Origin of the sequence: Saltatorellus ferox (assembly GCA_007751475.1) — a bacterium.
In the GTDB taxonomy this organism is placed as follows: Bacteria; Planctomycetota; UBA1135; order UBA1135.
This window is the reverse complement of the sequence record CP036434.1, coordinates 7,706,158-7,718,526: the sequence shown is the minus strand read 5'-3', so window position 1 is coordinate 7,718,526 and position 12,369 is coordinate 7,706,158. Positions and strand designations below refer to the sequence as shown.

Below are 12,369 nucleotides of genomic sequence, written 5' to 3'. Positions count from 1 at the left end.
CAAACAGTCGGGGGGAGAGGGGCCGTGCCAGGCACGGCGGTGCAGTGCGTCCTTGCTGCCAGGCCCGAGGTGATCCCGATCCTGTGGATCGCTGTGGATAACCGTCGGTGGGGGAGCCCGGAGTCAGACGCCAGGGGGCCCTTGGCCGAGGAGCCGCGGGCGTGAGAGGAGGATGAGAGAGGGTCGCAGCCGCCATGCACGGCCCTCCAGGGGTGGACCGGTGATGTCGGAGACGTGTGGATCGTTTGTGGAGAATCGTCCGCGGTCGGATCGTGGATCGTTCGTGAACTACACAGCGGTGGCCCACGGGGTGTCAGCCACTCGACCTGTCATCCCGTGCCGCTGAACGGCGCCTGCCGGCGATGCGGTGGGGCGGCGCCGTTCAGCGTGGCGGGTGGTCATCGATGGCCAGGGCGTGAAGCGGATGGTGCGTGAAATACAAGCCCCGCCAGCCGTGTGGTGGAAGGCGGGGTGTGTGCGGTGAGGTCGCTGCCCTTGGCTCGCTAGATTGAACTCGCGATGGGCGAAATCGTCAACGGGGCGTGAAGCACATATCGGCAGCGATTCGGCGATCTGCGCACGAACTCGTGACTTACGACGCTTCCCCCAAAGTTCTCCTCAACTTGTCCACGGCGGTGTGGATATCTTCCTCGGTGGTGGATTTTCCGAGCGAGATTCTGATCCCTGCAGCCGCTCGTTGCGGGTCGATTCCCAGCGCGCCCAGGACATGACTCGGCTCGATGGAGCCACTCGCGCACGCGGAACCGGCGGAAACTTCCAGTCCTGCGAGGTCGAGCTTCACGACGAGGGTGCGCGCGTCCTGTAGCGGAGCCGACACGTTGAGAGTGTTAGTAAGTCGCCGTGGATCGTCGAGCGCGGGGCCGTTCAGCTGGATCCCCGGAATCGCCTCTCGGAGCCCGGTCCACAGCTGGCCGGTCCGCGCAGCGGTCATCGTTTCGAACGCCGCGGTCTCCTGCACGGCGAGATCGACCGCGCAGGCGGCGGCCGCGATGGCCGCCACGTTCTCGGTACCGGGCCGGAGCGCTGCCTCCTGGGAGCCTCCGAAGAGCCTGGGCGCGAGGGGCGTCTTTCGCCGGCGAACCAGAATGCCGACGCCAACCGGGCCCCCGACCTTGTGCGCGCTGAACGTGGCCAGGTCCACCGCCGAGAGGTCGAAGCGACGCTTCCCGAGCAGCTGAACGGAGTCGGAGTGATAGATCAGGTCGCTCCGTTCCCCCAGGATGGCCCGAATCTCCCCGTAGGAGGTGACGGTCCCGATCTCGTTGTTGGCAGCGATGATCGAGACGAGCGCGGGCCCTTCAGCGATGAGTGCCTGAAGTTCGTCGAGATCCGGGCGTCCCGCTGCGTCGACGGTGAGGAGCCTGAGTCGCACGCGGCCTCCCCAGCGCTCCGCGGCCGCCCGAGCGGGCTCCAGGACCGCCGCGTGCTCCACCGGCGTGGTGATGAGCTGGATCGGACCCTCCAGGGCTTCCAGTGAGCCGAACAGCGCGAGGTTGTTGGCCTCGGTGCCGCCGCTCGTGAAGACGATCGCGTCCTCGTCGACCCCGAGGGCGTCAGCGACCCGCGCCCGGGCGTCATCGACGACGGCGCGCGCGGCCCTCCCCGAGTGATGAACGCTCGAAGGGTTGCCGGCGGCTGAATCGAGCACCTCCAGAAAGACGGCCCGCGCTTCGGGTCGCAGGGGCGTCGTGGCGTTGTAGTCGAGGTGGACCCGGCTCACGTCACTCTCCCGGGCAGGGGGCGTCTTCCTCGATGAGCGCCTGATAGAGGTCCTCGTAGGAACGGACCACATGGTTCCGGTCGAAGCGGGTGGCGGCGCGGTCGCGGGCGGCCAGCCCCATCCTCTTCGCGCGGTCGCGGTCGCCCAGGAGGGCCGCGAGGTGGCGTGCGTAGCCCTCTCGATCGTTCAACTCGACCAGGAAGCCTGAGACTCCGTCCTCGACCACCTCCGGAAGGCCGCCGACCCGCGTTCCGAGCACCGCCGTCCCGCAGGCCATGGCCTCCAGCGCGGAGAGACCGAACGACTCCTCGCGGCTCGGCAGGCAGAACACGTCCGCTGGCGCCAGCACCTCGGGCAGCGCGTCACGCATGCCGAGGAACTTCACGTGCTGGCAGATTCCTCGCTCGCGGGCGATGCGCCGCGCCTCGGCCTGCTGGGGTCCATCCCCCACCAGCACCAGCTCCGCCTCCGCGCCGCTCTCGTGCAGGATATCGAGCGCGTCCGCGAAGGCCTCGACCAGCCACGGCACGCGCTTTACGGGCCGGAAGTTGCTGACGTGGATGGCGGTCGCCACCGGTGCCTTGTCGCAGCAGGGGCTGAACTCCTCGAGATCCACGAAGTTCGGGATCACCTTGATGCCGCAGCGGTGAGCGTCGTCGAAGTTATCGGCGCTGCGATCGGCGAGGTCCTGGGACACGGCCGTGACGGCGTCCGACGCGGTGATCGCGTACTGGGTCAGCGGTGCGTAGCTCGGGTCGTTCCCGACGACCGTGATATCGGTGCCATGGAGCGTCGTGACGACCTTCAGCGGCTTCAGCCGCGCCTCGCGTGCGGCCGCGCGAACGAGCAGCGCGCTGATCGCGTGGGGCAGCGCATAGTGTGCGTGCAGAACGTCGAGACCGTCGATACGGTGGAGGTCCAGCACCCTCGACATGATGGCGAGGTCGTGGGGCGTCGAGTGGAACAGCGGGTACGGGCTTCCCTGTGCCACGTGGAGTTCGACCGGGCCGGGCGAGCGGCCGAGCCGCGGCGGCACGTCGTGGGAGAAGAGGTGCACCGAATGGCCGTTGCCGGCGAGTGACAGCGCCAGTTCGCTGGCGACGACCCCCGAACCGCCGTAGGTCGGGTGGCAGAGGATGCCGATGCGCATGGGGAGTGTCAGACCTCGATCTGGCGTGGTTTCCGGCGCGGAGGCCGGGCGCGTTCTTCGCCGCGGTAGGCGTTCCTTGTGTCGACGCGAGTGGCGAGCACTTCAGGCGCTTCCTCTTCGGTCTCTACGGTCAGCTCAAGTTCGTCCACGGACGCTGGCTCGGGCTCCGGCTCGGGCTCGGGCTCGGGCTCGGGCTCGGGCTCGGGCTCGGGCTCGGGCTCGGGCTCGGGCTGCAGCTCGACCGGCTCCGGAGCCACAAGCACCGCAACCGCCGTCTCGGGGCTAGCCGCTTTCGGGATGGCCGCCTCCGGAGTCGCCATCTCGGACCACGCAGGCCTCATCCAGGCGGGGGGCTCCTCTTCACTGAGTTTCGGCGGCTCGTCCAGGAGCGTGACGGCCGCCTTGAACTCTAAAGAGCGGACTTCGCTGCTTTCTTGGCCAGCCGCCTCTCGCGCCAGGAATTCCCTGGCGACGGCCAGGTAGTCCTCGGCGCCCTTCGATTCGGGCGCGTACTCGAAGATCGTTCGACCGAAGCTGGGCGTCTCCGCCAGCTTGACGTTCGTGGCGATGGGTCGCTTGTAAAGCTGCTCGGGGAAGTAGGTCCTCAGCTCGTTCAGCACCTCCCGCGCCAGCCGCAGGCGGCTGTCGTAGAGGCAGGCCAGCACGGCCGTGATTTCCAGGTCCGGATTCAGGCGGCGGCGCAGCAGCTGGACCACCTCGACGAGCTTCGACAGGCCCTGGAGGGCGAAGAACTCGGTCTGGACTGCGATCAGGACCTCCTTCGAGGCCGCGAGGCCATTGACGGACAGGAGGCCGAGGCTCGGCGGATTGTCCATCAGGATGACGTCGGCAGGCGCCCGGCCGGTCCGCGCCGTCTCCTCGTGCTCCCATTCGTCGAGGGCGTCCTTCAGGATCGTCTCCCGGCCGATTGCGCTCGCCAGCTCGAGTTCGGCCCCCGACAGGTCGAGGTGCGAGGGCAGGAGGGACAGGCCCGGCGTCGAAGTGCCGCGGATCGTGTCCTCGACGCGGCCGCCCTGGGTCAGGATCGAGTACGTCGAGGGCTCCCCGGGGTGCAGCTCGGCGCCCAGGTTCATGGACGCGTTCGCCTGGGGGTCCATATCGATCACCAGGACGCGCTTGCCCAGGCGGGCGAGGGCTGCGCCGAAGTTGACGGCGGTGGTCGTCTTGCCGACGCCGCCCTTCTGGTTGATGATCGCGATTCTGCGCATGGGAGAGGCGTGCAGTCTACGGGCCAGGGCGGCGTCCGTGCACGGGTGCCGTGACAGTTCCGTGGCGTCAGCCGTCTGGACGTTCGCTCATGCCCCGCTGAACGCCCTGTCGTCCAGGGTCTCATCCAGCCATTCGACCCGCTTCGATCTGGCGAGGTTCTGGAGGACCTCTCGTTCCGCGTTGGAATCGCGTCGGGAATGCCCGTTGCTGGAAAAGAAGGGATTGGGGTACGGTGGATCCTCGCTCTTTTGCGCCAGGCTCGTTCCCGGAGGCTGGAGATCCTCTCGTTCCCAAGGCTCCCCATGCGCCCGATGTCTCCCTTGTCCGCTCGAACTGCCGGCTCGTTCCTTGTCGTTTTTCTCGGAGGGCAGGCGGCCGTCGAGGCCTTCCCGTCGGCTTCTTTGTTGGCGCCGCAGTCGCCGCTCTTGCCGGGCCGCGCGCTTCCAGGGCCGATCGGAGAGGGCAACCACCGGACGGAGCCGGCGGACGTCGACGGAGATGGTCGGACCGATCTCGTGATCTGGCGATTCGGCGGCTCTCTGGTTCGAGTGGCCTATGCCGAGCCCGATGGTTCCCTGGGACTCCCGGTGAAGGTCCTCGAGACGGGAGATCGCATCTTCGGCCTCGCGCTTGGAGAGCTGAACGGTGACGACATCCTCGACATCGTGACGGTCACCACGCCCGCCTTCGAACACGTGACGCCCTACCTGAGTTCCCAGGGGTCGTGGCAAGCCGGCCCCGGGAGTTCGTGGCCCTTCGACTCGATAGGGATCGGCAGGGAGTTTCGCCTCGCTGATGTGGACAGCGACGGTGAGCTCGATCTCTTCGCAAGGGGCAACGTCGCGACGAGTCAGCGGCCCGAGGTCGCGCGCGGCCTGGGCGGTGGACAGTTCGAACCGGCTCTACCGGCCGTGGGTGGCTTCTGGTGGGGCAGCGCCTACGAGTTCGTCGACCTCAACGGGGACGGAGATCTCGATCTGGTGGCAGCGGGCTTCCAAACGCCCACGGGTGTCTATCCAGCCGCTGTGATCTACGGCTCCGGATCGCTTCCGCTGAATCCCCAGCAGACCGTGCTGGTCGGCGCTTCCGAGCCTTCGTCCCGCGCCAGGGATCTCGCGATCTTCGACGCAGAGGGGGACGGCGACCTCGATCTGTTCGTGCTCATGGGCCTGGTGGGGCCTTCCGGAGCCTCCTCCGGGCGCGAAGTCCTCGTCGCCTCCCAGGCTTCAGGGCCTTCGTTCGGACCCATGACCGTGGCCGCAACGACCGCGAGTTTTCCTGACCGCATTCTCGGAGCCGACGCCGAAGGGGATGGAGACATGGATCTGATCCTGATGTCGCCCTACGGCGGGGGGCCGTTCTCGCCTCCGTTCTGGTTTGCCCTCCGGGGGCCTCAAGCCTATGGCCCCCTCGTCGCCGCCACCGCACCGCTGATCAGCCGCGCCTACTTCGCGTCGGTCGCAGACTTCGACGGAGACGGGCTGATGGAGGTCGCGAGCAGCGCGACCCTGGCGAATGATCCCGCCACGCCCCTGGATGAATCCGCACCCGCGATCTTGCACCACGAGTTCAACGTGTCGGGCACGTTCGTGGAACTCCCCCACTCACCGATCAATGAGGAATCTGTCCTCCTGCCACTGGCCGCTCCGTTTCGCGAAGGAGAGCTTCCAGTGCTCTTCGTGACAGAGTCTTCTTCGCAGCGCTGGTACTACAAGCCGAACCAAGGCGAAGGGCGCTTCGGGCGCCGCGTGGAGATCTCGTTTCTTCGTGGACGTGCCAAGGGCGGCATCACGCTGGGAGACCTGAACGCCGACGGCAACAACGACATCGTCTTCTCCGAGTACAACGGTGTCTTCTTCGACTACATGCTGGCCTTTGGAGATGGGGCTGGCGGATTCACCTCGCCGATGGTCGCTGTCGCCACGACGGACGCGTTTGGCTCTCCGGCAGAGCTGATCGATATCGACAGGGATGGCGACCTCGATCTGTCGTTCATCAACGCGGGCTTTCTGTTGCAGGAGCATCACGCCGCCTTCAACGACGGTATGGGGGTGTTCTCTCCTTCCGCTCCGCTTTTTCCCGGCTTCTTCGCCCAGGCTCTTGGGGAGTTTGCGGACGTCAACGGGGATGGACTGCTCGACATCGTTATCCCCGTACAGGGCGGTCTGCAACTGGCGCTGGGCCTCGGGGGAACGGACTTCGCAACCCCTGTCCCTCTCTTGCTGAATGGTCCCATGGGCACTTTGCGGGCCATCGCAGACTTCACGGGTGATGGTGTCCAGGACTTGATTCTCATGGAGATCAACGCCGTCTCGCCCGCCTCGACGCTCTTGCTGGCAAGGGGCCTGGGGAACGGGATGTTCGCGCCCAACGTGCCTTTGGCGACGCTGCCGCCCCAGAGCTATTTTCTGCGGGCAATCGACCTTGATCTTGATGATGTCATGGACCTGGTGTATTCGATGCAGGATCCGGAGGGCATCGTCTTCTTGAAGGGACTTGGCCAAGGGTCCCTCGGGGCGCCAGTGATGACGCCGACCGAAGGTTTGCTTGCGGGGAGCGTCGGTTCCACGCCGTTCGTGGACCTCGATCTCGACGGCGACCTGGACTTCCCCTGGACGTCCCGCGAAGGCATCTACAACCAGGAGTATCAGTTCCACATCGTCGAGAACGGTCTGATCGGCGACATGGGAACCGTCTACTGCGGTGGCGACGTGCCCAACTCCTCGGGGGCGGCTTCGTCGATCAGGGCCATCGGCAGGTCGACCGTGGCGGCCAACCTGCTGCGCCTCGATGCCCGGGACCTGCCGCGGTTCTCGTTCACGTTCTTCCTGACGAGCCGAACCCAGGGCTTCGTCCCGAACGTAATCGCTTCCGAGGGGACGCTCTGCCTGGGCGGCCGGATCGGTCGTTACACGGGTCCTGGCCAGATTCAGAACTCAGGAAGCGGCGGCACGGTCTCCCTGGACCTCGACCTGAGCGCGATGCCGGATCCGCTGCTGGGCCTCATCCAGGCCCAGGCGGGGGAGACGTGGAGCTTCCAGGCGTGGCACCGCGACTTCGTGCCGGGCATCGGCATCACGTCGAACTTCAGCTCGGCGGTCGAGGTGCTACTGCGTTAGTGATCCGGAACAGAAGTTCCGGTAGGGCCACCTGTCCCAGATCGAGGCCAGGGAAACGCTGGAAACGCCGTTCCCCCGAGCCCGAGATGGCTTTCAATCTGGGCGCCTGCCGCCGTTGATCGCTTCATCGGTCTCACCTCCGGTTCACCGCGCCCCGATCCGTCATGTCCCACGCTTTTCTTGTCCGGTCCGCCCTCGTGGCCCAGGCCCTTCTCGGCGCTTCCTCGGCGTTCTCCCAGGGCACCTACTACGACACGGTCGATACGACGAACGCTGTGACGCTGCGTGCGACGTTGCACGCGGTGATCGACGACCACACCCGGTTCCCCTACTCGAGCGGTAGTACCGACACGCTGGACATCCTGCGGAGCGCCCAGCAGGACCCGGCGAACTCCACGCGGATCGTGGACGTCTATCGGAACCGGAGCTTCGCGAAGTCGAGCACCGCCTACAACCGCGAGCACAGCTGGCCCAAGTCCTACGGGTTCCCCGATGACGTGCCGAGCAACATCGCGTACACGGACTGTCACCTTCTCTGGCTCTCCGACAGCGGCTACAACTCGGACCGCAGCAACAAGCCCTTCGGGAACTGCTCCGCTAGCTGCTCCGAGCGCACCACCGACAATACGGGCGGCGTGGGCGGCGGGAGCGGCGCCTTTCCCGGCAACTCCAACTGGACGTCGGGTTCCTTCAGCAGCGGCATCTGGCAGGTGAACGCGATCCGCAAGGGAGACATCGCCCGCTCGCTCCTCTACGCTGACGTGCGCTACGAGGGCGGGATCCACGCCCCGACCGGCTCCTCCGAGCCCGATCTGATCCTCACGGACAACATGGGACTCGTCGCGGGCAGCCAGACGGGATCCAACGAGCAGGTCGCCTACATGGGCCGCCTCGCGGTGCTGCTGGAGTGGCACTACGCCGACCCGGTCGACGCCTACGAGCAGCAAAAGAACGACGTGGTCGCCTCGTTCCAGGGCAACCGCAACCCGTTCGTCGATCACCCCGAGTGGATCGACTGTCTCTTCGGAAACGCCTGCGCGCCGGTCCTTGGAGGTGTCTACTGCTCCCCCGCCGTGCCGAACTCCACGGGCCTTCCGGCCACCATCGAGGCACGCGGCAGCGCCCTGATCACGGACCTGGACTTCCGACTCCTGGCGGGCCAGCTCCCGAACAACGCCCTCGGCTACTTCCTCTGCAGTGAAACGTCAGGCTTCATCGGCCAGCCCGGCGGAAGCGTGGGCAATCTCTGCCTTTCCGGTTCGATCGGCCGAGTGGTGGGCGGCCAGATCCTGAGTTCGGGTTTCTTCGGAGGCTTCGCGACGAACGTGGACCTCCTCTCCTTGCCGCAACCGTCGGGAAACGTCGCCGCAATGAGCGGAGAAACCTGGCACTTCCAGGCCTGGTTCCGAGATGCGATCGGGGGCCAGGCGACGAGCAATTTCACGGACGCCTGGCAGATCACGTTCCAGTGACCCCATCAAAGCGACACAAACGGACCAGGTCCGTCCATTCCGGAACGGCTGCACCTGGTCCGTTCATTCCGGAATGAACGGACCAGGTGCATCCGTTCCGGAATGGACGGACCTGGTCCGTTTGTGTCGCTTTCGTCCTCGTCCCACAGGGGCCTGATCCTTGGATCTTTCATGACCGCGGCCGTCATCGGCAAACGGACGGTCGACCTCTGCGCCACTGGTTGCGCACTCCTGGTACTCGATGGCTCGGCACGGCGATCCTGATGGATCGAGCAGATGATCGTGGGAGTGGCTCGCGATTTACCCCGGGCTTAGGCGCACTCTGGATCCTCTGCCCGCATGCAAATGCTCATAGCGGTGGTTCAGTTCGACGTGGCCCCCTCGGACCCCGACACGAACTTGCGGAGGATGGAAGCATTCATCGAGAAGGCAGCTCGCTCGGGCGCGGACCTCGCCGTGTTTCCCGAGGATGCCGTGACGGGGCCACTCGAAGGCCAAGGTTCATTCCTGACCAGGTCCGGGGAGTTCCTGGCCCACTTCCAGCAGCTGGCGTTGAAGTACGGAATCGACATCGTGCCCGGGACATGGACCGTCGTCGACGGGGCTTCCGTCTACAACACCGCGTACTACGTTCAGCGAGATGGAACCGTCGCAGGCTTCTATAGCAAGGTCCACCTTTGGGAGACAGAAGCGGCCTTCCTGACGCCAGGGCCCACGGCGGCCGTCTTCCCGACGATTCACGGTAGGGTGGGGCTGACGATCTGCTGGGACATTGCCTTCCCCGAGACCTTCGCTCAGATGAGGAGGCTGGGTGTCGAACTCGTCATCTCTCCCACCTACTGGTCCTTCACTCGGAAAGCAGAGCAACGCCGGTCGGTCAAGGTCTCGGAGGTGGACCTGATCGATAGCCTATGCCGGACGCGAGCCTTCGAGAACGACATCGTTTTCGTCTATTGCAACGCCGCGGGCGAGCTCGAAACCCCGGAGGGCGAGGACGACGTCACTCTGAGCGGCCGATCACAGGTCACTCATCCGCAGGCAGGGGTCTTGGTCCTGGCGGAAGGGAACGCAGAGCAAATGCTTCTCGCACGCATCGACCACACGCAGGCGGCACCACCCCTGGCTTCCTGAAACCCTCACCGGAGTGATCGGCTACAGCTTGAGCCGGGCGTGCGCGAGCACGATCGCGGCCGCGTTGGCGAGGTTGTAGCTGCGGATATTCTCTCCGCCATTGATCGGGCCGGGCATCGGGATCGAGATCGTTCGGTCCTCCCAGCGCTCGCGCCAGGCCTCCGGCAGTCCCGTGTTCTCGTTGCCGAGGATGATCACGTCCCCGGCGACGTAGCCAGGCTCGTCGAATCGCTGCGATCCGAACTTCGTCACGAGCCAGGGCTCTCGGTCGCCAAGCCACTCGAGGAAGGCCTCGTCCGAGAGATGCTCGGTCAGCGTGACCGACGGCCAGTAGTCGAGCCCGGCACGCCGCACAGCGTGTTCCGTGATCTCGAACTTCATTGGATGAATGAGGTGCAGGTGCGCCCCCATACCGACGGTCGTTCGCGCGATGTTCCCCGTGTTCTGGGGGATCGCTGGGTGATAGAGGACGAGGTGGAGCACGACGGCTTAGAGAATACCGTGCGCACTGCCCTACCGCGCTGGCCTATCTCTCTGGCTTACCGCACTGGCCTACCTCTCTGGCGTCGCGGCGTGAACCGGCAGGTCCAGGGTCAGGATCGCTCCCTCGCCCACTCCAGCGCTCCACGCATGCAGCTCGCCACCGAGTTCCTTGGCCCCGATCGATGCCATGTGCAAGCCGCGCCCACGGCCCTCACCCTTGGTCGTCGCGTTGAGCGCGAAGATGCTCTCCAGGTACTCCTGTGCGATCCCGACGCCTGAGTCCTCGACCGAAATTCTGAAAGTCTCCTCGTCCACACTTGTGGCCCGGACGTTGAGTTCCCGGCTCGAGGCCTCCACGAGCTGCAGGGACTCCCGCGCGTTGCAGAGCACGGCGTCGAGGATCTCCTCGAGGCGCTGCTGATCGAGGAAGGCGCCGAGGTCGGGCTGCAGCGCGAGACGGCAGCGAATGTTGAGGCCGGGTTCGCGTATCCCCGTTCTCACGAGCGCAGCCTCGATCTCTTCCTCGAGCTGAACACGATCCACGACCACCTCGTGACTCTCCTCGGATCGAAGCGACTGCACGAGGCTCGTCACTTCGTCCACGGTTCGAACGACCGCGGACACCTCGTTCTTCGCGCCGTCGACCTTCGCCTCGATGCCCGCCAGTGCGACGCCGAAGAAGCTCAGCAGATGCTGCCCCTGGGGGTCCTCGGCCAGGTAGCGATCGAGATCACCCGCGTGCGAGGAGAGCGCTTCCAGGATGGCGCGTAGATCCTCGATGCCGAGTCCTGCGATCGTGTCCGACGCGAGCTGCGCCGAGACGTTCACGCTGTTGACGAGATTGCCGACGCCGTGCATCACGCCCGTGGCGACGTCGGAGCGACCGCTCATCCGCGCGATCTTCTGCTGCGCGCGCCGTGATCGGTCCAGCTCGTCCAGCATGCGGTCGAACTCCGCGGCGAGGACGCCGATCTCGTCCTTGCGACGGAGATTGAGACGCTGGCTTGCATCGTTCGACTGACCGATCTGTGACGCGTGGGCGGTGAGACGACCGAGGGGGCCCGTCACAACGATCTGAATCAGGACGAGAAGCACGAGCGGAAACAGGATGGCGACCCCAGCAGCGGTGAGGAGTTCCTGCCGCTGCAAGACGGTTTGGAGCTGGTTCCGAAGGACTTCGGTGGTGACGGTGGCAGCCGGGATCCCGCGAACGTCGTTCAGCAAGGCCGTTCCGGTGAGTTTCTCGTCCGACGACTCGAGGACCTGGACCTCACCGGGCAGCGGGATCTCGCCCGTTGCGCTGGTCAAGAGCTCTTCACGGAGAGTTCGACAGGTGAACGTGGCACCGGCGAGACCCTGGACCCTCGTCATGCCGCTGTCGTCGAGCCTGCGACCTCGAACGTGCAGGACCGGCTGACCCCCGAGGCTTCCGACCGCGCTCCCGATGAGGAGCAGACCATCTCCGGTTTCCAGGAGGCCACGCGGCGGCGTGCCGCTCATCCACGCCTTCATGAAGGGATGGGCTTCCGACACCGATTGGTTCGGGACCTCCCGCAGCGCTCCGTCACCCCCCTTCGGCGTTCGATAGCGGTAGCTCGCGACGACACCGTCCTCGACGAGGGTCAATGCGAGGTCCGCGTCGTCCATGGCCTCGGCGCGCTGGATCGCGCGGAGTTCCACCTCGGCCTCGACCTCGCCCATGGGTGCGCCCAATCCGGTGGTGTCGCTGACCGCGAGCGAAGCCTGCCGCGCGAGACCTGCGAGTTCGTCGTAAGCCGACTCGAAGGCCCGCTGGATCCCGGCCACCTGGGCCTCGCACCGGGAGCGCTCGAGAAGCTCGAAGGAGCCCGCACCCATCTTGCGCAACAGCAGCATGTCCAGCCCCAGGAACAATCCCACGGCAAGGAACAGCGTCAACGCGAGTTTTGTGCGGATCGACATCGAGCGGGGCAGGCGGAGCAGCGAGCGGCCAGAAGCGGAATCTCTTTCCCCTCGCACGGTGCGAGGCAGGGATTCCCTGGTCGATATTCGGATACGAGACCC

8 protein-coding genes are annotated in these 12,369 nt (G+C 65.9%); 3 read left to right on the top strand and 5 right to left on the bottom strand.

The features are described 5' to 3' along the window. Window positions 1-592 precede the first annotated feature (592 nt). Genes Poly30_RS27985 through Poly30_RS29030 form a run of 3 tightly spaced genes read right to left on the bottom strand, consistent with a single transcriptional unit; the run spans window position 593 to window position 4,120 of the window. Window positions 593-1,741 (bottom strand): cysteine desulfurase family protein, encoded by a 1,149-nt coding sequence (locus tag Poly30_RS27985; RefSeq protein WP_419190760.1) that lies wholly within the window; start codon window positions 1,739-1,741, stop codon window positions 593-595. Between the two features lies 1 nt (window position 1,742). Continuing rightward, a complete protein-coding gene (gene bshA / locus Poly30_RS27980; RefSeq protein ID WP_145205850.1) occupies window positions 1,743-2,891 on the bottom strand; it encodes an N-acetyl-alpha-D-glucosaminyl L-malate synthase BshA in 1,149 nt (382 codons plus the stop codon). A gap of 8 nt (window positions 2,892-2,899) precedes the next feature. Further along, complete coding sequence (locus Poly30_RS29030; protein ID WP_419190759.1) at window positions 2,900-4,120, bottom strand: ParA family protein; 1,221 nt, start codon at window positions 4,118-4,120, stop codon at window positions 2,900-2,902. Window positions 4,121-4,441: 321 nt separating this feature from the next. Between Poly30_RS29030 and Poly30_RS27970 the strand changes: the two genes are divergently transcribed. The 3 genes from Poly30_RS27970 (at window position 4,442) to Poly30_RS27960 (ending at window position 9,843) form a co-directional block, all read left to right on the top strand. Further along, window positions 4,442-7,240: an FG-GAP repeat domain-containing protein gene (locus Poly30_RS27970; RefSeq protein ID WP_419190758.1), complete on the top strand. Its 2,799-nt coding sequence runs from the start codon at window positions 4,442-4,444 to the stop codon at window positions 7,238-7,240. A gap of 164 nt (window positions 7,241-7,404) precedes the next feature. Then, window positions 7,405-8,712, top strand: a complete 1,308-nt coding sequence (locus Poly30_RS27965; RefSeq protein ID WP_145205843.1) for an endonuclease I family protein — start codon at window positions 7,405-7,407, stop codon at window positions 8,710-8,712. A 339-nt stretch (window positions 8,713-9,051) separates the two neighbouring features. Next, the gene (locus tag Poly30_RS27960) at window positions 9,052-9,843 is read left to right on the top strand and encodes a carbon-nitrogen hydrolase family protein (protein ID WP_145205840.1); all 792 of its coding nucleotides are present in this window, start codon (window positions 9,052-9,054) and stop codon (window positions 9,841-9,843) included. 21 nt (window positions 9,844-9,864) lie between these two features. On the opposite strand, the gene Poly30_RS27955 is transcribed toward Poly30_RS27960, so the two are convergent. Then, window positions 9,865-10,326, bottom strand: a complete 462-nt coding sequence (locus Poly30_RS27955; RefSeq protein ID WP_145205837.1) for a tRNA (cytidine(34)-2'-O)-methyltransferase — start codon at window positions 10,324-10,326, stop codon at window positions 9,865-9,867. Window positions 10,327-10,395: 69 nt separating this feature from the next. Continuing rightward, the gene (locus Poly30_RS27950) at window positions 10,396-12,267 is read right to left on the bottom strand and encodes an ATP-binding protein (protein WP_145205834.1); all 1,872 of its coding nucleotides are present in this window, start codon (window positions 12,265-12,267) and stop codon (window positions 10,396-10,398) included. Between the last annotated feature and the right edge of the window lie 102 nt (window positions 12,268-12,369).

Coding starts and splice junctions, on each gene's coding strand:
- Poly30_RS27965 (WP_145205843.1), top strand. CDS start 7,405: ATGTCCCACGCTTTTCTTGTCCGGTCCGCCCTCGTGGCCCAGGCCCTT.
- Poly30_RS27960 (WP_145205840.1), top strand. CDS start 9,052: ATGCAAATGCTCATAGCGGTGGTTCAGTTCGACGTGGCCCCCTCGGAC.
- bshA (WP_145205850.1), bottom strand. CDS start 2,891: ATGCGCATCGGCATCCTCTGCCACCCGACCTACGGCGGTTCGGGGGTC.
- Poly30_RS29030 (WP_419190759.1), bottom strand. CDS start 4,120: ATGCGCAGAATCGCGATCATCAACCAGAAGGGCGGCGTCGGCAAGACG.
- Poly30_RS27950 (WP_145205834.1), bottom strand. CDS start 12,267: ATGTCGATCCGCACAAAACTCGCGTTGACGCTGTTCCTTGCCGTGGGA.